The sequence below is a fragment of the Enterobacter cloacae complex sp. SHL009 genome (assembly GCF_049237205.1).
GTDB lineage: Bacteria > Pseudomonadota > Gammaproteobacteria > Enterobacterales > Enterobacteriaceae > Enterobacter > Enterobacter cloacae_M.
On the sequence record NZ_JBMKIW010000003.1, the window covers coordinates 429972 to 449371 of the forward strand.

At 57.4% G+C, this 19400-nt stretch carries 19 protein-coding genes and 1 riboswitch; of the genes, 8 read left to right on the plus strand and 11 right to left on the minus strand.

What is annotated here, in order from left to right; genetic code table 11:
- Positions 1-11 precede the first annotated feature (11 nt).
- Genes yqiA through nudF form a run of 4 tightly spaced genes read right to left on the minus strand, consistent with a single transcriptional unit; the run spans position 12 to position 2499 of the window.
- Positions 12-593, minus strand: coding sequence for an esterase YqiA (gene yqiA / locus ACOTZC_RS10795; RefSeq protein ID WP_023616244.1), 582 nt, complete (start codon positions 591-593; stop codon positions 12-14).
- Complete coding sequence (gene cpdA / locus ACOTZC_RS10800) at positions 593-1420, minus strand: 3',5'-cyclic-AMP phosphodiesterase (protein WP_023309202.1); 828 nt, start codon at positions 1418-1420, stop codon at positions 593-595. Before cpdA ends, yqiA begins: the two co-directional genes overlap by 1 nt.
- 27 nt (positions 1421-1447) lie before the next feature.
- Positions 1448-1870 (minus strand): DUF1249 family protein, encoded by a 423-nt coding sequence (locus ACOTZC_RS10805; protein WP_003862516.1) that lies wholly within the window; start codon positions 1868-1870, stop codon positions 1448-1450.
- Positions 1867-2499: an ADP-ribose diphosphatase gene (gene nudF, locus ACOTZC_RS10810; RefSeq protein ID WP_008502974.1), complete on the minus strand. Its 633-nt coding sequence runs from the start codon at positions 2497-2499 to the stop codon at positions 1867-1869. The genes ACOTZC_RS10805 and nudF overlap by 4 nt, the downstream gene beginning before the upstream one ends.
- Positions 2500-2703: 204 nt before the next feature.
- On the opposite strand from nudF, the gene tolC reads away from it, so the two are divergent.
- The 3 genes from tolC to ACOTZC_RS10825 all read left to right on the plus strand — a co-directional run bounded on the left by tolC (position 2704) and on the right by ACOTZC_RS10825 (position 6203).
- A complete protein-coding gene (gene tolC / locus ACOTZC_RS10815; RefSeq protein WP_032659905.1) occupies positions 2704-4182 on the plus strand; it encodes an outer membrane channel protein TolC in 1479 nt (492 codons plus the stop codon).
- 189 nt (positions 4183-4371) lie between these two features.
- Positions 4372-5040, plus strand: coding sequence for a DUF1190 family protein (locus tag ACOTZC_RS10820; protein WP_023309204.1), 669 nt, complete (start codon positions 4372-4374; stop codon positions 5038-5040).
- Between the two features lie 2 nt (positions 5041-5042).
- The gene (locus ACOTZC_RS10825; RefSeq protein WP_023309205.1) at positions 5043-6203 is read left to right on the plus strand and encodes a glutathionylspermidine synthase family protein; all 1161 of its coding nucleotides are present in this window, start codon (positions 5043-5045) and stop codon (positions 6201-6203) included.
- A gap of 92 nt (positions 6204-6295) precedes the next feature.
- Here ACOTZC_RS10825 and ygiD read toward each other — a convergent pair whose 3' ends face one another.
- Positions 6296-7084, minus strand: a complete 789-nt coding sequence (ygiD, locus tag ACOTZC_RS10830; protein WP_421635764.1) for a 4,5-DOPA dioxygenase extradiol — start codon at positions 7082-7084, stop codon at positions 6296-6298.
- Between the two features lie 196 nt (positions 7085-7280).
- Here ygiD and zupT point away from each other — a divergent pair, with 196 nt between their 5' ends.
- Complete coding sequence (gene zupT / locus ACOTZC_RS10835; RefSeq protein WP_045404035.1) at positions 7281-8054, plus strand: zinc transporter ZupT; 774 nt, start codon at positions 7281-7283, stop codon at positions 8052-8054.
- Positions 8055-8086: 32 nt separating this feature from the next.
- On the opposite strand, the gene ribB is transcribed toward zupT, so the two are convergent.
- A complete protein-coding gene (gene ribB, locus ACOTZC_RS10840; protein ID WP_023309208.1) occupies positions 8087-8740 on the minus strand; it encodes a 3,4-dihydroxy-2-butanone-4-phosphate synthase in 654 nt (217 codons plus the stop codon).
- Between the two features lie 106 nt (positions 8741-8846).
- A riboswitch (FMN riboswitch) is annotated at positions 8847-8997 on the minus strand.
- A 119-nt stretch (positions 8998-9116) separates the two neighbouring features.
- On the opposite strand from ribB, the gene ubiK reads away from it, so the two are divergent.
- The gene (gene ubiK / locus ACOTZC_RS10845) at positions 9117-9413 is read left to right on the plus strand and encodes a ubiquinone biosynthesis accessory factor UbiK (protein WP_014071796.1); all 297 of its coding nucleotides are present in this window, start codon (positions 9117-9119) and stop codon (positions 9411-9413) included.
- 114 nt (positions 9414-9527) lie between these two features.
- Here ubiK and hldE read toward each other — a convergent pair whose 3' ends face one another.
- The 3 genes from hldE to ACOTZC_RS10860 are packed head-to-tail and all read right to left on the minus strand — an operon-like array spanning position 9528 to position 15177.
- Positions 9528-10958 carry a bifunctional D-glycero-beta-D-manno-heptose-7-phosphate kinase/D-glycero-beta-D-manno-heptose 1-phosphate adenylyltransferase HldE gene (gene hldE, locus ACOTZC_RS10850; protein WP_248169600.1) on the minus strand — a complete coding sequence of 477 codons (1431 nt, stop codon included), beginning with the start codon at positions 10956-10958 and terminating at the stop codon, positions 9528-9530.
- Positions 10959-10998: 40 nt separating this feature from the next.
- Positions 10999-13854, minus strand: coding sequence for a bifunctional [glutamate--ammonia ligase]-adenylyl-L-tyrosine phosphorylase/[glutamate--ammonia-ligase] adenylyltransferase (gene glnE / locus ACOTZC_RS10855; RefSeq protein ID WP_421635765.1), 2856 nt, complete (start codon positions 13852-13854; stop codon positions 10999-11001).
- A gap of 21 nt (positions 13855-13875) precedes the next feature.
- Positions 13876-15177 carry an inorganic triphosphatase gene (locus ACOTZC_RS10860; protein ID WP_023309211.1) on the minus strand — a complete coding sequence of 434 codons (1302 nt, stop codon included), beginning with the start codon at positions 15175-15177 and terminating at the stop codon, positions 13876-13878.
- Positions 15178-15406: 229 nt separating this feature from the next.
- On the opposite strand from ACOTZC_RS10860, the gene ACOTZC_RS10865 reads away from it, so the two are divergent.
- Both ACOTZC_RS10865 and ACOTZC_RS10870 read left to right on the plus strand, forming a co-directional pair.
- Positions 15407-16027 carry a TIGR04211 family SH3 domain-containing protein gene (locus ACOTZC_RS10865; RefSeq protein ID WP_024906484.1) on the plus strand — a complete coding sequence of 207 codons (621 nt, stop codon included), beginning with the start codon at positions 15407-15409 and terminating at the stop codon, positions 16025-16027.
- 60 nt (positions 16028-16087) lie between these two features.
- A complete protein-coding gene (locus ACOTZC_RS10870) occupies positions 16088-17329 on the plus strand; it encodes a multifunctional CCA addition/repair protein (RefSeq protein ID WP_023309213.1) in 1242 nt (413 codons plus the stop codon).
- Positions 17330-17339: 10 nt separating this feature from the next.
- Here ACOTZC_RS10870 and bacA read toward each other — a convergent pair whose 3' ends face one another.
- Both bacA and folB read right to left on the minus strand, forming a co-directional pair.
- Positions 17340-18161, minus strand: a complete 822-nt coding sequence (gene bacA, locus ACOTZC_RS10875; protein WP_029740687.1) for an undecaprenyl-diphosphate phosphatase — start codon at positions 18159-18161, stop codon at positions 17340-17342.
- A 105-nt stretch (positions 18162-18266) separates the two neighbouring features.
- Positions 18267-18635, minus strand: coding sequence for a bifunctional dihydroneopterin aldolase/7,8-dihydroneopterin epimerase (folB, locus tag ACOTZC_RS10880; protein WP_023309215.1), 369 nt, complete (start codon positions 18633-18635; stop codon positions 18267-18269).
- Positions 18636-18742: 107 nt separating this feature from the next.
- Between folB and plsY the strand changes: the two genes are divergently transcribed.
- On the plus strand, positions 18743-19363 hold the full coding sequence (gene plsY / locus ACOTZC_RS10885) for a glycerol-3-phosphate 1-O-acyltransferase PlsY (protein ID WP_023309216.1): 621 nt from the start codon (positions 18743-18745) through the stop codon (positions 19361-19363).
- The last annotated feature ends 37 nt before the right edge of the window (positions 19364-19400 follow it).

Consider the following 19400-nt stretch of genomic DNA (forward strand, 5'->3'; position numbering starts at 1 on the left):
CGCATTGATTGTCAGTGGCTGTGCAGTCCAAGAAAATCGACAATCTGGGTGAAATGATTCTCAAAGCCCGTGAAAGCATGGTTTCCGCCCTCTTCTATAGTCTGGCGGCAGGAGGCGTAATACGCCACTGCCTGGCGGTAATCCAGCACTTCATCACCCGTCTGTTGCAGCAGCCAGATGAGATCCGGCGCCTCAAGCGGGTCGACCTGCATAACTTTGAGATCGTAAATATGGCGTGACTCTAGCACATATTGCTGGCCGGTGTAGGGGTTCTCGTTTTCGCCAAGAAAGTCCCGCAGCAGCTCAAATGGCCGTACCGCCGGATTAACCACAACGGCGGGCAGCATAAAGCATTGCGAGAGCCAGGTGGCGTAATATCCCCCCAGGGATGAACCGACCACACCGAAGGTTTCGCCGCCGTGCGCAAGCACGATGGTTTCCAGCATCTCCGCGGCCTCTGCCGGATAAGGCGGCAGCTGCGGGATAATCATCTCAACGTCGGGGTGATGCTCGCTCAGCCACTGGCGAAACTGTGTCGCTTTTGCGGAGCGCGGCGAGCTGTTGAATCCGTGCAGATAAAGGAGCGTAGACATCAATAGCCTTCTGAAGCGGTATCCGGGCGGAATTTTGCACCGGTCAAACGGCAGACTTCCGTGGTCAGCGAGCCGTCAGCATGCAGTTCCAGCCAGCGCCAACCTGGCGCGATGGTATCCAGCGTAAAGTTGGCGCAGTGCGGCTTAAACTGAACACAGGTCGATGGCGTCGCCAGCATGCGGCGTCCGTTCCAGTCGAGATCCTGTTCCTGGTGAATATGCCCACACAGCAGATTTTTCACCCGCGGGAACTTGGCCAGCACGCGATCCAGCGCTGCGGAGTTGCGCAGGCTGTGCTGATCGAGCCAGCTGCAGCCCGCCGGCAGAGGATGATGATGCAGCAACAGCAGCGTGTGGCGTTCAGGTTCAGCAGCCAGTTTGGTCTCAAGCCAGTCGAGCTGAAACTCGCTTAACTCACCGTGCGGGACGCCAAACACCTGGCTGTCCAGCAGCAGGATCTGCCACTGTTCACCCGCAAAAACACATTTCGCCGGCGAAATGCCCGCATCCTGAAGAGAACTGTACATAGCGGGCTGGAAGTCATGGTTTCCTGGCAGCCAGACGCAAGGCACGCTAAAGCTCGCGATGCCTTCAGCAAAATGCTGGTAGGCCGCGGAGGACTGATCCTGCGCCAGATCGCCCGTTGCGACAATCAGATCGCATGCACGGTTTTCAGCGTGAATGGCGCTAAGCACCGCCTGATAACTCTCCCAGGTGTTAACCCCCAGTAGCGTCTCATGCTTTTCGGCAAAAAGGTGGGTATCGGTGATTTGTAATATCCTGACTGGCGCCCCACCAGCAACAGTCAGGTTCAACAGGCTTTCCAAATGGTGTCCTTAGGTAGGTTTATGACGCTAACAAACCGGAATCGCCATTGCTCCATGTGCTAAACAATATCTTAGCCAGTCGGCTAAAAACTGGTTAATTTGATGCTTTTCGTCGCGTTGATGCAACTTTTTATTCGGGTAATCATACCGCGCCTTGAAGCGAAAGATCTGCTGGCTTGAACACACTTCAGCGACCATCGCGTCGTGATAGAGGCGCACCGTCATCGACGGCAGGCTCCAGTAGCTAATGCTGGGTGCCGTTTGCTCAATCTCCACCAGCGTAGTGTAGCGCGTTGATTCTGTTATCGTTAACCGATACTGCGCGTTGCTCACCTGATAGCTTACCGTTTCGCCGGGTGCGTCGTTTCGCGGCAGCAGGCGGCGCAGCTGTGCGAAATTGGTTTCGCACAGGCGCATCATTTCTGGGAAGTCAGGCGTATAGCGCTTCATTTTTTCCACTCGTTTCGTAATGTCTGATAATGCAGCTGTAGCCATTGCAGGGCGATGACAGACGCTGCGTTGTCGATTTTCCCCTCTTCTACCCACTGATAAGCCTGTTCCCGGCTCACCACATGAACCCGAATATCTTCGTTTTCATCTGCCAGACCGTGGATCCCTTCCGCCGTCGTGGCGTCCACTTCGCCCACCATAATGGACAAGCGCTCGCTGGTACCGCCCGGGCTTGCCAGATAGCTCAGCACCGGCTTGGTGCGACCCACCACCAGTCCGGCCTCTTCCAGCGCCTCGCGCCGGGCGACGTCTTCAACCGTTTCGCCTTCTTCGATCATCCCGGCCACCATCTCCAGCAGCCACGGGCTCTCACTGACGTCATAAGCGGCGATGCGGATCTGCTCCACCAGCACAACTTCGTCACGCACTGGGTCAAAGGGTAGCAAGACTGCCGCATGCCCGCGCTCAAAAATTTCGCGTCTGATTTCGCCGCTCATTTCCCCGTTAAACAGGCGATGCCTGAAACGGTAAAGATCCATTGAAAAAAAACCGCTATAAAGCGTTTCTCGTGCAATAATTTCTACATCGTTTTTGGCGAATGTCACGGGCAACTTTTCTGGTTTTTGCATGAGTCGAGTCCTGGTAGCAATGGTGATGAAATTGTGAATTTCAAGGCTGTTTGGCTGCCGTTTGTAAGGCTATATGGTAGATTGGTGCAAATTACCGCCAGATGGCACGTTACGCCAACCTTTTGGTATGGAAGATTCTGTTAGAATCGGCAATTATTTTTTAATTAGATCAGCGCTAATACTGCTTCACAACAAGGAATGCAAATGAAGAAATTGCTCCCCATCCTTATCGGCCTGAGCCTGACGGGCTTCAGTGCAATGAGCCAGGCGGAAAACCTGTTACAGGTCTACCAGCAGGCACGTCTGGGCAACCCTGATTTACGTAAATCAGCGGCCGATCGTGATGCTGCGTTTGAAAAGATTAACGAAGCGCGTAGCCCCTTGCTGCCACAGTTAGGTTTAGGTGCAGATTATACCTACAGCAACGGTTTCCGCGACGCTAACGGCGTAAACTCCAATGCTACCAGCGCCTCACTGCAATTGACACAGACGCTGTTTGATATGTCCAAATGGCGCGCCCTGACCCTGCAGGAAAAGAGTGCGGGTATTCAGGATGTGACCTATCAGACCGACCAGCAGACGCTGATCCTGAACACTGCCACGGCGTACTTCAACGTGCTGAGCGCGATTGACGCACTCTCCTACACCGAAGCGCAGAAACAGGCCATTTACCGTCAGTTAGATCAAACCACCCAGCGCTTCAACGTGGGCCTGGTCGCGATCACCGACGTGCAGAACGCCCGTTCACAGTACGACACCGTGCTGGCTAACGAAGTGACCGCGCGTAACAACCTCGACAACGCGCTGGAATCCCTGCGTCAGGTCACCGGGAATTACTATCCTGAGCTGGCGTCGCTGAACGTGGACAGCTTCAAAACGGATAAACCGCAGGCCGTTAACGCCCTGCTGAAAGAGGCGGAAAACCGCAACCTGAGTTTGCTGCAGGCGCGTCTGAGCCAGGACCTGGCCCGCGAGCAAATTCGTCAGGCGCAGGACGGCCATCTGCCAACCCTGAGCCTGAGCGCGTCTACCGGTGTCTCTGATACGACCTACAGCGGCTCTAAAACCAATACGTCCCAGTATGACGACAGCAATATGGGCCAGAACAAGGTGGGCCTGAGCTTCTCCCTGCCGCTGTATCAGGGCGGTCAGGTCAACTCCCAGGTGAAACAGGCGCAGTACAACTTTGTTGGCGCGAGCGAGCAGCTGGAAAGCGCCCACCGCAACGTGGTGCAGACCGTGCGTTCCTCCTTCAACAACGTGAACGCCTCAATCAGCAGCATCAACGCCTATAAACAGGCCGTTGTGTCTGCACAGAGCTCCCTGGACGCGATGGAAGCAGGTTACTCGGTCGGTACACGTACTATTGTGGACGTGCTCGATGCTACCACCACGCTGTACAACGCGAAACAGCAGCTCTCCAGCGCGCGTTACCAGTACCTGATTAACCAGCTGAACATCAAACAGGCTCTGGGTACGCTGAACGAGCAAGACCTGCAGATGCTGAACAGCGCGTTGGGCAAACCGGTCTCCACCTCTCCGGACAGCGTTGCACCGGAGAATCCGGAGCAGGTTGCCGCGGTTGATAACTTCAACGCTAACAGCAACACCCCTGCGGCACAGCCGGCCGCTGCGCGTACCACTACATCCGCCAGCAAAGGCAATAATCCGTTCCGTAACTAAGAGTGTCATCAGGTCCACTGCGGCCTGATGCCCTCGCCCCGCCCTCTCCCACAGGGAGAGGGCGCATCTGAATCACATCCGAACGTAAGCCAACGTAAAGATCCCCCTGATTCCGCCCCTCTTCGCTTCATTTTCAACCACTCATCCTCTATCCTGAGCGTTATTACCACTGGGTCCTGGAAGACAAAGATGAAACGGACAAAATCTATAAATCACGCTTCGTTCCGTAAGAGCTGGAACGCGCGTCACCTCACCCCTGTTGCGCTGGCGGTCACGGCTGTCTTTATGCTGGCAGGCTGTGAGAAAAATGACGAAACGGTTTCGCTGTATCAAAACGCGGACGACTGCTCTGCCGCCACTGGTAAAGCGGCCGAATGTAAAACGGCCTACACCAGCGCGCTGAAAGAAGCGGAACGTACCGCGCCGAAATATGCCTCACGCGAAGACTGCGTGGCGGAGTTTGGTGAAGGTCAGTGCCAGCAGGCACCGGCTCAGGCCGGCACCGCACCTGAAAATCAGGCTCAGGCGCAGTCCAGCGGCAGCTTCTGGATGCCGCTGATGGCAGGCTACATGATGGGTCGCCTGATGGGCGGCGGTGCGGGCTACCAGCAGCAGCCGCTGTTTAGCTCGAAAAACCCGGCCAGCCCGGCTTACGGTCAATATACCGATGCCAGCGGCAAAGGCTACGGCGCAGCGACCCCCGGCCGCACCGTGACCGTACCGAAAACGGCGATGGCGCCGAAGCCTGCGACGACCAGCACCATCACCCGCGGCGGGTTTGGTGAATCTGTGGCGAAGCAGACCAGCATGCAGCGTAGTGCGACAGGCACCTCCTCTACTCGCTCAATGGGCGGCTGATCATGGAACGAGTCAGTATCACCGAGCGCCCGGACTGGCGCGAAAAAGCCACCGAGTACGGTTTTAACTTCCACACCATGTACGGCGAGCCGTACTGGTGTGAAGACGCCTATTACAAGCTCACGCTGGCCCAGGTGGAAAAACTGGAAGAGGTGACGGCCGAGCTGCACCAGATGTGCCTGAAGGTCGTGGAAAAGGTCATCGACAGCGACGAGCTGATGGCAAAGTTCCGCATTCCGAAGCACACCTGGGGCTTTGTGCGCCAGTCGTGGAAAACGAATCAACCTTCGCTTTACTCTCGCCTGGATCTGGCGTGGGACGGCAAAGGCGAGCCTAAGCTGCTGGAAAACAACGCCGATACGCCAACCTCTCTGTATGAAGCGGCGTTCTTCCAGTGGATCTGGCTGGAAGATCAGGCCAATGCCGGAAACCTGCCGGAAGGCAGCGACCAGTTTAACAGCCTGCAGGAAAAGCTGATTGAGCGTTTTGCCGAACTGCGCGAACAGCATGGCTTTAACCTGCTCCATCTCGCCTGCTGCCGCGACACGGAAGAAGACCGTGGCACGGTTCAGTATCTTCAGGACTGCGCCGCCGAAGCGGAAGTGGCGACCGAGTTCCTCTATATCGAGGATATCGGCCTGGGTGAAAAGGGTCAGTTTACGGATATGCAGGACCAGGTGATCAGCAACCTGTTCAAGCTATACCCGTGGGAATACATGCTGCGCGAGATGTTTTCCACCAAGCTGGAAGATGCTGGCGTGCGCTGGCTGGAGCCGGCCTGGAAGAGCATCATCTCTAACAAAGCCCTGCTGCCGATGCTCTGGGAGATGTTCCCCAACCACCCGAACCTGCTGCCAGCCTATTTTGCGGAAGATGATTACCCGCAAATGGAGAAATACGTCGTTAAGCCGATCTTCTCCCGCGAAGGGGCAAACGTCTCGATTATCGAAAACGGCAAGACGCTGGAAGCGGTTGAAGGGCCATACGGCGAAGAAGGGATGATCGTCCAGGAGTTCTGGCAGCTGCCGAAATTTGGCGATAGCTATACCCTGATTGGCAGCTGGCTCATTAACGATCTGCCGGCCGGGATTGGCATTCGCGAAGATCGCGCGCTGATCACGCAGGATCTGTCACGGTTTTATCCGCACATTTTTGTCGAATAGGCCGCAGCCTGATGCCCTCACCCCGCCCCTCTCCCACAGGGAGAGGGTGCAAACACTAAAAACGGCAACCTTAGGTTGCCGTTTTGCTTTTATTATCCCACCTGCACCGACAGCATACTCAAACTCCCCATCTCGATACCGTCGACCGGGATCGTCACCGGTTCCTGACCATCCCACGCGCCAAGAACGTACAGCAGCGGCAGGAAGTGTTCCGGCGTCGGGTTAGAGAGCGAACCGCCTTCGTGATCCAGATAGTTCACCAGCGGGTGCTCCTCAGCCGGGCCTTGCCAGGTCAGGTTCGCTTTGACGTAGTCGTTAAAAGAGGTTGCCCACGGGTACGTCGTGTTCTCACCGTGCCAGCGTGCGGTACGCAGGTTATGCACCACGTTGCCGCTCGCCACCAGCATGATGCCTTCATCACGCAGGGTTGCCAGCTTACGCCCCATCTCCAGATGCCAGGCCGCCGGTTTAGTACTGTCGATGCTCAACTGCACCATCGGGATATCCGCGTCAGGATACATTTTAATCAGCACGCCCCAGGAGCCATGGTCAAAGCCCCAGGCTTCTTTATCCAGCGTCACAGGGACAGGCGCCAGCAACTCTACCAGCTTTTGCGCCAGCGCAGGCGAGCCGGGGGCCGGATAATGCGTGTCGTACAGCGCCTGTGGGAAGCCGCCAAAATCATGAATGGTTTTTGGCGCTTCCATGGCGGTCACGCCTGTCCCACGGGTAAACCAGTGCGCAGACACCACCACGATCGCTTTCGGACGCGGCAACGTCTCGCCCAGATGACGCCAGGCGCGGGTATAGACGTTGTCTTCCAGAACGTTCATTGGGCTACCGTGGCCTAAAAACAGGGCTGGCATACGGGAAGAAGTCATGGTGATATCCTTACAGAAGGTGTCAATTTAATGGTGCTACATTACGCGCAATCCGGCAAAGATGAACGCAGATAAGCGTGAAGATCATCATCAGGAAATTTGAATGTAAGGAATGTGTAAAGCCGGGTTTTCACCCTCGCTTTGCCAGAAATGGATCATTTATATTAATGAGAATGATTATCAAAAGGAGCAATGCATGTCAGTCCCCTTGATCCTGACCATACTGGCGGGCGCCGCGACCTTCATCGGTGCGATCCTCGGCGTGCTCGGCCAAAAGCCCTCTAACCGAGTACTGGCCTTTTCACTGGGCTTTGCTGCCGGGATCATGCTGCTCATCTCCCTGATGGAGATGCTGCCTGCCGCGTTGGGCACTGAAGGCATGTCTCCGCTGCTGGGCTACGGCATGTTTGTCTTTGGCCTGCTGGGATACTTTGCCCTCGATCGGATGCTACCACACGCGCATCCGCAGGATTTAATGCAGAAAAACGTGACGCCCATGCCGCGCAATATCAAGCGTACCGCCGTGCTGTTAACGCTTGGCATCAGCCTGCACAACTTCCCGGAAGGGGTCGCTACCTACGTGACGGCCAGCAGCAATCTTGAGATGGGCTTTGGCATCGCGCTGGCGGTCGCCTTACACAATATTCCTGAAGGACTGGCCGTCGCCGGACCCGTGTATGCCGCAACGGGATCGAAACGCACCGCGGTGTTCTGGGCGGGCATTTCCGGGATGGCCGAAATCCTTGGCGGCGTACTGGCCTGGCTGATCCTTGGTAGCCTGGTCTCTCCGGTAGTGATGGCGGCGATCATGGCAGCGGTAGCCGGGATCATGGTTGCGCTTTCGGTGGATGAACTGATGCCGCTGGCGAAGGAGATCGATCCAAACAACAACCCCAGCTATGGCGTGCTGTGCGGAATGTCGGTGATGGGATTAAGTCTGGTTCTGCTGCAGAGCGCAGGAATCGGGTAAAAAAACGCCGGGACTTCCCGGCGTTTTTATTTTCAGCTAGCTTTGCGCTCGTGCGCCTGGCGATACTCAACCAGATCTTCAATCGTGACCACCGGCATGTTGTGCAGGCGGGCAAAGGTGATGCACTCCGGCGCGCGCGCCATGGTGCCATCATCGTTGGTCAGTTCGCACAGCACGCCAGCAGGTTTGAAGCCAGCCAGCGTCACCAGGTCGATCGTCGCTTCGGTGTGACCACCGCGGGTCAACACGCCGCCCGCCTGTGCACGCAGTGGGAAGACGTGGCCAGGACGGTGCAGATCGGATGGTTTGGCACCATCAGCAATCGCTGCACGTACGGTGGTCAGACGGTCAGCCGCAGACACACCGGTGGTCACGCCATGCGCCGCTTCAATGGTCACGGTAAAACCGGTACCAAAGGCGCTGGTGTTGTTTTCGACCATCATCGGCAGATCGAGCTGCTTACGACGATCTTCATTAATACACAGGCATACGATGCCGCTGCCGTGACGGATGGTCAGCGCCATCTGTTCAACGGTCATGTTTTCGGCGGCGAAAATCATGTCGCCTTCGTTTTCACGGTTTTCATCGTCAAGCACCATCACACCGCGGCCTTCGCGCAGTGCATCCAGTGCATGTTCAACACGTTGAGTTGAAGTGCCAAAAGAGGAAAGTAGCGTCTGATTCATGGTAAAAAAACCTCATTAACATTATGGTTACCAGAATCAGGGCAGTCTTAGGAGCGCCGTATAAGCGGCAAAAAGATAACGTGAGCGGGCCCATGCCCGACTTGATCGTTACTCTCTCCCATCCGGACTCTAACCGTCGGCCCCGGAATTACACCGGATCTGCTGACCTTTGAGTTTTCACCCAAAGCGCTCGCGGGCTTTCAGCGTCACGCTGATTTACCGCCGGTGGGGAATTTCGCCCCGCCCTGAGAATAAGCGAGATAACTATAACGCTATTGATTATCCTGGGCAATGCATAAGCATCAAACAATTTTGTTTACCCCGGGCATGACGCGCTACAATGGACACTAACACTTTTCCATCAAGGGAAACGCCAATGATTGACCCGAAAAAAATTGAGCAGATCGCGCGTCAGGTTCACGAGTCTATGCCAAAAGGCATTCGTGAATTTGGTGATGACGTAGAAAAGAAAATCCGCCAGACGCTGCAGGCGCAGTTGGTTCGCCTTGATTTAGTCAGCCGCGAAGAGTTTGACGTGCAGACCCAGGTTCTGCTGCGCACCCGCGAGAAGCTGGCGCTGCTGGAACAGCGTCTGACCGAGCTGGAAAACCGCAATGCGCCGGAAGAAGTGAAGCCGGCACCGGCTATTCCACCGGTGGACGACCAGGAGTAAGTGCTGGTTGTATCGCCCGGTGGCACTTCGCTTACCGGGCATACATATACGCGTAGGTCGGGTAAGGCGCAGCCGCCACCCGACATAAAAAAACGGGCCAGCTGGCCCGTTTTTTTACTGACTGTCCTTCTGGATCTTCTTGATGATGTTGGTGGTTGAACACCCGTCCTCAAAGTTGAGCACCATCACCTCGCCGCCGTTCGCCCAGACCTCTTCGCTACCCGCGATTTGCTCCGGCTTGTAATCCCCGCCCTTGACCAACAGATCCGGCAGAATACCTGCAATCAGGCGCTGCGGGGTATCTTCTTCAAACGACACCACCCAGTCCACCGCTTCCAGCGCGCCGAGCACAATCATGCGCTGCTCGAGCGGGTTCACCGGACGCGTTTCGCCCTTCAGGCGCTTCGTCGATGCATCGCTGTTAACCGCCACAATCAGGCGATCGCCCAGCTTGCGCGCGTTCGCCAGATACGAAACGTGACCCGCGTGCAGAATGTCGAACACGCCGTTAGTCATCACCACTTTTTCACCACGCTTGCGCGCGGCGGCGACGGCCACCTTGAGCTCGTCTTCGGTCATGACGCCAAAACCGGTATCCGCACGACCGCGCACCGCGTTTTCCAGCTCGATTGGCGAAACGGTTGAGGTACCGAGTTTACCGACGACCACGCCCGCCGCGGCGTTAGCGAAGTAGCACGCCTCTTCCAGCGAGTTTCCTGCTGCCAGCGTCGCCGCCAGCACGCCGATCACCGTATCACCGGCACCGGTCACGTCGTACACCTCCTGCGCCTGGGTTGGCATATGCAGCGGCGCTTTGCCCGGCTGCAGCAGCGTCATCCCCTGCTCGGAACGGGTGACCAGCAGCGCGGACAGCTCAAAGTCAGTAATGATCTTCATGCCGCGCTCAACCAGCTCTTCCTCGGTTTTGCACTTGCCCGCCACAGCTTCAAACTCGGAGAGGTTTGGCGTCAGCAGGGTTGCGCCGCGATAGCGCTCAAAATCGGTCCCTTTCGGGTCGATCAGCACCGGCACGCTGGCTTTACGCGCCAGCTGAATCATCGTTTGCACGCTCGCCAGCGCGCCTTTGGCGTAGTCGGACAGCACCAGCGCGCCGATATTGCCCAGCGCCTGGTTGATACGCTCGTGCAGCGGCTCGGGATCAACGCCTTCGAATCCTTCTTCAAAGTCGAGGCGGATCAGCTGCTGGTTGCGCGACAGCACGCGCAGCTTGGTGATGGTCGGGTGGGTCGGAACAGAGACGAAGTCGCACTTCACGTTCACGTCCGCCAGCGACTTGCTCAGCGCACGCGCCGCATCGTCGATGCCGGTCAGGCCCACCAGACGCGACTGCGCGCCCAGAGAGGCAATGTTCATCGCCACGTTTGCCGCGCCGCCGGGACGCTCTTCAATGGTGTCGACCTTAACCACCGGTACCGGTGCTTCCGGAGAGATGCGGCTGGTAGGCCCATACCAGTAGCGATCCAGCATCACATCCCCAACAACCATTACCCCAGCACGTTCAAACTCTGGCAGTGTTACTTTCATTCCTGACTCCAGAAAGATTCACAATTTGCGCGCGATAATATCACACTTGATTTGTTACGCACGGTTCCACCAGCCACTTCTGCCAGCTGGCCGTTACCTGAGCACGTTCATGAGCAAAACAGTCCAGCGCCACGTGCCCCGGCTGCTCCTGCAGCGCCAGGTGATGAAGCTCATCGCGAAGCGTCGTGTAGGCGCGGGTTAAAGCCTGCGCCTCCTGCTCGTCCATGATGTCATTTTGCGCCAGCAGCTCCAGAATGCGCACGTTATCGGACCAGCGCGTCAGCTTCGGCTTGTCGTGGGCGTGCAGCAGCACCAGATACTGGGTGATGAACTCAATATCGGTAATCCCGCCCTCGTCGGCTTTAATATCAAAGCGATCGCGGTGTTTATTGCCGAGATGCGCGCGCATTTTCTCACGCATTTCCCGCACTTCTGTTTGTAATGTGGCGCCCTCTCGCACCGTCGTCATAACGTCCTTACGGATGACGTCAAACTGCGTTTTGAGCTGCGGATCGCCATACACCACGCGAGCGCGCACCAGCGCCTGATGCTCCCACGTCCAGGCTTCATTCTTCTGGTAATCGGCGAAGGATTCCGTTGAGGTCACCAGCATGCCCGCCGCGCCGGACGGACGCAGACGAGCATCGACTTCATACAAAATGCCCGACGAGGTGCGGGTGCTGAACAGGTGCATAATGCGCTGCGCCAGGCGAAGGTAGAACTGGCGCCCGTCAATTTCACGCTCGCCGTCGGTCATTACGTCAACCGGGCAGTCGTGCAGGAAGATTAAATCCAGATCGGAGCTATAGCCCAGCTCCCAGCCGCCAAGCTTGCCGTACCCCACGACCGCGAATCCGCGTCCTTCACGTTCGGCCAGGTGTTTCGGCTGGCCGTAGCGCGCCACCATCTGCACCCACGCCTGATGCACCACCGCGTCGATGATCGCCTCTGCCAGCCAGGTTAAGTGATCGCTCACTTTCATCACCGGCAGCGTTCCGGCGATGTCCGCCGCCGCCACGCGCAGCATCTGCGCCTGCTTAAACTGGCGCAGCGCCTCCAGCTGTTGCTCTTCGTCCTCTTCCGGCACGCGCAGCAGATACTGACGCAGCTCGTCCCGGTAAGCATCCGTCGCCGTTGGCTGATACAGCGTGTTCGGATCGAGCAGCTCATCCAGCAGCAGCGGGTAACGCGCCAGCTTGTTGGCCACCATCGGCGACGCGGCGCAGAGCGTAATCAGGTGCTTCAGCGCCCCCGGAAACTCGCTCAGGAGCTCCAGATAGGTGGTACGCGTGATAATCCCGCTCAGCAGCGGCATCATGCGCGACAGCGGCACCGGCGCGTCCGCCCGCGAGCAGACCTCGCTCAGCAGGTGCGGCATCAGGTGATCCAGCACCTGACGGCCGCGCGGGCCGATGGCGCGTTTGTTCAGCTCAAGACGGAAATCAGCGATCAGCGCCACCACGCGGTGGCGCGCGTCGTCGGTTAAGTGCGTCAGCACCGGCGTGGTGTCATCTTCCTGGAGCGCGTCCTGCCACAGCTCGCGCCAGTGTTCGGAAAGCGCATCGTCCGGTGATTCACTTTCGTCATCACCGATCAGCTCGTTGAAGATGCGGCGCACGCCTGCCATATGGGCATCCAGCCGTTCGGTTAACGCGGCCCAGTCGTCCACGCGCATGCCCCAGGCCAGGCGCGCCCGGTTAAGGTCATCGCCCGGCAGGGTCTGGGTCTGTTCGTCATTGATGCTTTGCAGCAGGTTTTCCAGACGGCGCAGAAACAGATAGGCCTCGCGCAGGGTTTGCGCATCGCCGTCCGGCAGCAGGTGCAGCTGCTCGATGGCGCTCAGCGTCGGCAGCAGCGAGCGGGACTGCAGGGACGGCTCACGGCCGCCGCGAATAAGCTGGAAGACCTGGACGATAAATTCAATTTCGCGAATACCGCCCGCGCCGAGCTTGATGTTGTCCTTCAGACCACGACGGCGCACCTCACGGGCGATCATCCCTTTCATATTGCGCAGGGACTGGATGACGCTGAAGTCGATATAGCGACGGAACACGAACGGGCGCAGCATGGCGCGCAGCTCGTTGGCGTAGGCGTCATCGCTGTCGCCCATGATCCGCGCTTTGACCATCGCATAACGCTCCCAGTCGCGCCCCTGCTCCTGGTAGTAATCCTCCAGCGCGGCAAAGCTCAGCACCAGCGGCCCGCTGTCGCCGAACGGACGCAGGCGCATGTCCACGCGGTAGACAAAACCATCCTGCGTCGGCTGATCCAGCGCCTTAATCAGACGCTGGCCGAGGCGGGTAAAGAACTGGGCGTTGTCGAGCTCGCGACGGCCGCCGCGCGTGGAGCCGTTCTCGGGCCAGGCAAAAATCAGGTCGATGTCGGAGGAGAAGTTCAGCTCGCAGCCGCCCAGCTTGCCCATCCCCAGAATCAGCAGCGGCTGAGGGACCCCTTCCTCGCTGCACGGCGTGCCCCACTCTTTACAGCAGGCGGCGTAGAGCCAGTCGCGCGCGGCGACAATCAGCGTTTGCGCCAGCTCGCTTAGCTGCTGCAGCGTGCTCTCTTCGCTCACCAGCTCCAGCGCCTGAGCCCAGGCAATGCGCACCATCACCCGACGGCGGAACTGGCGCAGGACGCGCATCAGCGTCGCTTCATCCGCAACGTCTTCGAGCGCGGTTTGCAGCCAGCCGGCATACTGCCGCCACTCGTCCGCCTGCGGCGGTGCGTTCTCAAGCTCCGCCAGCCAGTCCGGGTTGGCGGTGATACTTTCCTGCACAAAATCACTGAAGGCGAGCACGCTCTTCGCCTGCTCGCTTAACGATGACGCCGGTAATGACTCAGGCAGACGTTCGCAAACGCTCTGCCACTGCTGCTGTAACGGTGAAGAAAGCGGCATTATAGGGGTTCCTTGCCAGAGTTAACGTTTTCCGCTGTGCAGCCAGAACGGCTCCTGCGAAATGGCCTCGTTACGGAAATGCTCAATCTCAATATGCTGGCGGGTCTCAATGGCATGCTTCAGCCCCTGCCAGTTTTCCAGCCAGGCCTGGGTTTTAACTCCGTCATAAGCGCCGGAAAGCAGCAGCATGCTGTCGATGTTGCGCGACAGACGAGGAAGCTGATCGCCATACCGATCGCCGAGCGGATACGCAAAGGTGCTCTTCAGCTCGGCGGCATGACGGGAAAGATGAATATCCGCGAAACGCTTAAAGTTTTCCGCGATTTTGGTCTCGGCTTTCGCATCCAGGAAGGCGCGCCAGCCGCGCGTCACCAGAAACTCGGTCAGCGCCAGTTTTGCCGTCGCGGCTTGCGGGCTGTAGATTGCCGTTTGCGCCGATACGTCGGAGAGCATCAGCGTTTCGGTTTGCGTCAGCAGGTCACGTAAGTGAGCGCTCGCTTTGCGAGGAACAATACCGCCGAACAGCGTCAGGGTATGGCGCACCAGGGCAATCGCCGCCAGCACGTGGGATTTCGCGTTTTTCACATTTCGCACCCACAGCTCTTCATGGTATTGCCACTGAGAAAGCGCCAGCTCCAGCGCGGCTTCCAGCCCCTGTTCAACGCTGGCTTTTGGCGCAACGTGCAAAATGGTCGTCTCTTTCAGCACGCGCGGCGCATTTCCGGCGGCCAGATGGTAACCCCGCGCAGCTTTACTCAGGCTTCCCTGACGCAGTCCGGACTGGTTCACCAGCCTGCGCGCCAGCTTCAGCACGTCATTTGCGTCCCCTTCCAGCAGCTCAAGCTCGAGTTCGCAAATCGGCTCCTGGAACTCACCCGCCTTCACGTCCCCCAGATCGAGGGCGATTTCGATGCGGCTTTTGCCTTCCGCCACCAGCCATTTCTCGCGCCAGAAATCGGTGCTGAACAGCGGCTGCACCTGTTCCGCCAGCGTGGAAGGCAGCTCGCCATCCGGCCAGACTTCCGCCGGGAAACGTTCCAGCTCAAGTTCCGGCTTGCTGATGTCGATATTGTATTCCGGGCGCTGATGTAAACCGCCGACCACGCGGCCGGCAATTTTCATCGTCATCTCGTAGCGCCCGCTCGCGCCGCGGATGCGCAGCCCCATATCATGGCGGCGCAGCCAGCTGTCTGGCGTTTCATAATAGATATTAAGCAGTTGTACCGGTGCATGGTGTTCGCCGGAAAGCGTATGCAGATGCTGGCGGAGTGCGTCAACGCTGTCTTTTTCGACGATAAACTTTAATTCGATTTCTTGTGCCATAGCCTTGTACTTTTGCGGGCGTCACTGACGCGTCAATGAGGGCGAACTTCCTCGCCATTTGTTTGTCAGTACATAGTATTTTGCGCCAAATTGCCATGCAATGAGCAATTTGTCGGGCGTAAATGTATAGAGTCGTGACACAGATGATTCTGATTGCTGACGAATGCTTTGCGTAGAGACACTGTTGCCACTACTATCGTTCCACTATTTATGAAAATAACGACTAATGATGCTTAAATTACGCCTGATTGGACTTACTTTACTCGCTTTTAGCGCCGCAACCGCAGTGCACGCTGAAGAGAAGCGTTACGTTTCTGACGAACTGAACACCTGGGTACGCAGTGGCCCCGGAGATAATTATCGCCTCGTGGGCACGGTGAATGCCGGCGAGGAAGTCACCCTGTTACAGACCAACGCGGACACCAACTATGGCCAGGTTCGCGACAGTACCGGCCGTACGTCCTGGATCCCGCTGAAAGAGCTGAGCACCGTGCCAAGCCTGCGCACCCGCGTGCCGGATCTGGAAAACCAGGTGAAGACCCTGACCGATAAGCTGAACAACATCGACGGCACCTGGAACCAGCGCACCGCTGAAATGCAGCAGAAAGTGGCGCAAAGCGACGGTGTGATTAACGGTCTGAAAGAAGAGAACCAGAAACTGAAAAACGAGCTGATTGTCGCGCAGAAGAAGGTGAATGCCGCTAATCTGCAGCTCGACGACAAACAGCGCACCATCATCATGCAGTGGTTTATGTATGGCGGCGGCGTGCTGGGCGTGGGTCTGGTGCTGGGTCTGGTGCTGCCGCATCTGATCCCAAGCCGCAAGCGTAAAGACCGCTGGATGAACTAATTCGTCTTCTCTGCCAGACTTACGTATCATTCTGGAAAAGAGAAAACGGGAGAGTTGGGCGTGAAGAGTTATCTTGTCGGTGGTGCGGTACGTGATGCGTTGTTAGGTCTGCCGGTCAAAGATAAAGACTGGGTGGTGGTTGGCGCCACCCCTGAAGAGATGCTCGACGCGGGCTACCAGCAGGTAGGCCGCGATTTTCCCGTGTTCCTGCACCCGAAAAGCCGTGAAGAGTATGCCCTGGCGCGTACCGAGCGGAAATCGGGCTCGGGCTATACGGGCTTCACCTGCTATGCCGCGCCGGACGTCACGCTGGAGCAAGATCTCCTGCGCCGCGATCTCACCATCAACGCGCTGGCGCAGGACGAAGACGGGCAGATCGTAGACGCCTATGGCGGTCAGGACGATCTGCGCAACCGCCTTTTGCGTCACGTCTCCCCGGCGTTTTCAGAAGATCCGCTCCGCGTGCTCCGCGTGGCGCGCTTTGCCGCGCGTTACGCCCATCTCAGTTTCCGTATTGCCGATGAAACAATGGCGCTGATGACCGCCATGACCGAGGCGGGCGAGCTTGAACACCTGACGCCAGAGCGCGTCTGGAAAGAGACGGAAAATGCCCTCACCACGCGCAACCCGCAGGTCTTTTTCCAGGTCCTGCGCGACTGCGGCGCGCTGAAGGTGCTGTTCCCGGAAATAGACGCGCTGTTCGGCGTGCCTGCTCCGGCGAAATGGCACCCGGAAATTGATACCGGCGTACACACGCTGATGACGTTGAGCATGGCCGCCATGCTCAGCCCTGACGTGGACGTGCGCTTTTCCACCCTGTGCCACGATCTCGGCAAAGGCCTAACGCCAAAAGAATTCTGGCCTCGCCACCACGGGCACGGCCCGGCAGGGGTGAAGCTGGTCGAGGGGCTGTGCCAGCGTCTGCGCGTGCCGAACGAGATCCGCGATCTGGCGAAACTGGTGGCCGAGTTCCACGATCTGATCCACACCTTCCCGATCCTGAAACCGGCCACCATCGTTAAGCTTTTCGATAACATCGACGCCTGGCGCAAACCCCAGCGCGTAGAGCAAATTGCGCTCACCAGCGAAGCTGACGTGCGCGGTCGTACCGGTTTTGAAGCGTGCGATTATCCGCAGGGACGTTTACTTCGTAAAGCCTGGGACGTAGCGAAAGCGGTGCCCACGAAGGACGTTGTCGAAGCAGGATTCAAAGGACCGGAAATTCGCGAAGAGCTCACGAAACGGCGAATTCAGGCGGTGTCGGACTGGAAGGAAAAGCATTGCCCTCAGCCGAAAGACTGAGGGCCATCGGTCAGAAGAAGACCACGTACACCGCAGCCGCCACGATAAAGCGATAGATCGCGAATGGAATAAACGAGATACGCTTAATCAGCTGCAGGAAGGTTTTAATGGCAATCAGCGCCACGATAAAGGCGGTGATGAAGCCAACGGCGAACATCGGAATGTCGCCAGCCGTCAGGAAGTGATAGCTCTTATAGACGTCGAGTACGGTGGCGCCCATCATCATCGGCACCGCCAGCAGGAACGAGAACTCTGACGCGGCGTAACGGCTTACGCCCATCAGCATCCCGCCGGAGATGGTAGCGCCTGAACGCGAGAAGCCCGGCCACAGCGCCAGACACTGGAAGCAGCCAATGATAAACGCCTGACGGTACGTCATGTCGTCCAGACCTTCCGCGCGCGGCGTTTTTGGCTTCAGCACTTCCGCGGCGATCAGCAGTAAGCCCCCCACCACCAGCGCGTACATCACGTTAATCGGGTTAAACAGAGATTTGATGGCGTCGTGGAACACCAGGCCCAGCACCACCGCAGGGATCATCCCGAGCAGAATATGGATCAGTGACAGACGACCTTTACCGGCCCCCTCGTGCTGAGGCGGACGGCCAAAATGGATGCCGATCAGGCCAAACAGGCGACGCCAGAACATCACGACCACCGCCAGAATAGACCCCAGCTGGATCACCACTTCAAACGTTTTTGCGGTATCGCCTTCAAAGCCCAGCAGATGGCCAACGATAATCATATGGCCCGTACTGGAGACCGGCAAAAACTCCGTCAATCCTTCGACCACACCCAGTATTGCCGCCACCAGCAGCGAGTGCATATCGCTCATCTATAAACCCCTAAAAAGATATAAAAAAACGGCGTCCCATACGGACAACCGATAAGATACAGTCTTGAGACCGGTATAACCTAAAATGGTTTAGCTATTATGACGTTAAATCTTTCCTTTCAGATTTGTGCCACGCTCAATGATGACGCCAACATTGGCGGCGCGCGCCACCGCTCCCGGCTTGCTCAGCTTGATGCGCACCCACGGTGAGTTGAATTTTTTCAACAGCAATTCTGCGACTTCTTCCGCCACCCGTTCGACCAGCGCAAAACGCTGCCCTTCAACGTGGGCGATGACCGTTTCACTGATATCGGCATAGCTCAGACAGTCGTTCACGTCATCGCTTTTTGCCGATTTGCGGTTATCCCATCCCATTTCGATATCGAACACCAGTTTCTGCTCGATGGTCTGTTCCCAGTCGTAAACACCAATTGTGGTGATTACCGAAAGTTGCTCTATAAATACAATATCCATCACGACCTGCCTGCTTTTTGGCTAAACCGGATACCACTTCCGGCGAATTATGCGTATTATCCACAGATGCTGAGAATACAGATACATTTTCAAAACGGAACAGCGTTATGAGTGCAATCGCGCCTGGAATGATCCTCCTCGCCTATCTTTGCGGCTCAATCTCCAGCGCCATTCTGGTCTGCCGCATTGCCGGGTTACCTGACCCGCGTGAAAATGGTTCCGGGAATCCGGGGGCGACCAACGTACTACGAATTGGCGGCAAGGGAGCAGCCGTAGCGGTTTTGATTTTTGATGTTCTGAAAGGGATGCTGCCCGTCTGGGGCGCCTATGCGCTGGGCGTTACGCCGTTCTGGCTGGGGCTCATTGCTATTGCTGCCTGCGTCGGCCACATCTGGCCCGTATTCTTCGGCTTTAAAGGCGGTAAAGGCGTTGCGACCGCCTTTGGTGCCATTGCACCTATCGGCTGGGATCTCACCGGCGTAATGGCCGGGACGTGGCTTCTGACCATTCTTCTGAGCGGCTATTCGTCGCTGGGCGCAATCGTCAGCGCGCTGATCGCCCCGTTCTACGTCTGGTGGTTCAAACCCCAGTTCACCTTCCCGGTGTCGATGCTCTCCTGTCTTATCCTGCTGCGCCATCACGACAATATTCAGCGCCTGTGGCGTCGTCAGGAGACCAAAATCTGGACGAAGCTCAAGAGAAAGAAAAAAGACGCTCCAAAGGGTTAGTTATGCCTTATAGCCAAATGTGATTTTGGTCACCTTC

Excerpts from the sequence above, each read along its gene's own strand:
- yqiA (WP_023616244.1), bottom strand. The coding sequence starts at position 593 with ATGTCTACGCTCCTTTATCTGCACGGATTCAACAGCTCGCCGCGCTCC.
- ACOTZC_RS10805 (WP_003862516.1), bottom strand. The coding sequence starts at position 1,870 with ATGAAGCGCTATACGCCTGACTTCCCAGAAATGATGCGCCTGTGCGAA.
- nudF (WP_008502974.1), bottom strand. The coding sequence starts at position 2,499 with ATGCAAAAACCAGAAAAGTTGCCCGTGACATTCGCCAAAAACGATGTA.
- tolC (WP_032659905.1), top strand. The coding sequence starts at position 2,704 with ATGAAGAAATTGCTCCCCATCCTTATCGGCCTGAGCCTGACGGGCTTC.
- ACOTZC_RS10820 (WP_023309204.1), top strand. The coding sequence starts at position 4,372 with ATGAAACGGACAAAATCTATAAATCACGCTTCGTTCCGTAAGAGCTGG.
- ACOTZC_RS10825 (WP_023309205.1), top strand. The coding sequence starts at position 5,043 with ATGGAACGAGTCAGTATCACCGAGCGCCCGGACTGGCGCGAAAAAGCC.
- ygiD (WP_421635764.1), bottom strand. The coding sequence starts at position 7,084 with ATGACTTCTTCCCGTATGCCAGCCCTGTTTTTAGGCCACGGTAGCCCA.
- zupT (WP_045404035.1), top strand. The coding sequence starts at position 7,281 with ATGTCAGTCCCCTTGATCCTGACCATACTGGCGGGCGCCGCGACCTTC.
- ribB (WP_023309208.1), bottom strand. The coding sequence starts at position 8,740 with ATGAATCAGACGCTACTTTCCTCTTTTGGCACTTCAACTCAACGTGTT.
- ubiK (WP_014071796.1), top strand. The coding sequence starts at position 9,117 with ATGATTGACCCGAAAAAAATTGAGCAGATCGCGCGTCAGGTTCACGAG.
- hldE (WP_248169600.1), bottom strand. The coding sequence starts at position 10,958 with ATGAAAGTAACACTGCCAGAGTTTGAACGTGCTGGGGTAATGGTTGTT.
- glnE (WP_421635765.1), bottom strand. The coding sequence starts at position 13,854 with ATGCCGCTTTCTTCACCGTTACAGCAGCAGTGGCAGAGCGTTTGCGAA.
- ACOTZC_RS10860 (WP_023309211.1), bottom strand. The coding sequence starts at position 15,177 with ATGGCACAAGAAATCGAATTAAAGTTTATCGTCGAAAAAGACAGCGTT.
- ACOTZC_RS10865 (WP_024906484.1), top strand. The coding sequence starts at position 15,407 with ATGCTTAAATTACGCCTGATTGGACTTACTTTACTCGCTTTTAGCGCC.
- bacA (WP_029740687.1), bottom strand. The coding sequence starts at position 18,161 with ATGAGCGATATGCACTCGCTGCTGGTGGCGGCAATACTGGGTGTGGTC.
- folB (WP_023309215.1), bottom strand. The coding sequence starts at position 18,635 with ATGGATATTGTATTTATAGAGCAACTTTCGGTAATCACCACAATTGGT.
- plsY (WP_023309216.1), top strand. The coding sequence starts at position 18,743 with ATGAGTGCAATCGCGCCTGGAATGATCCTCCTCGCCTATCTTTGCGGC.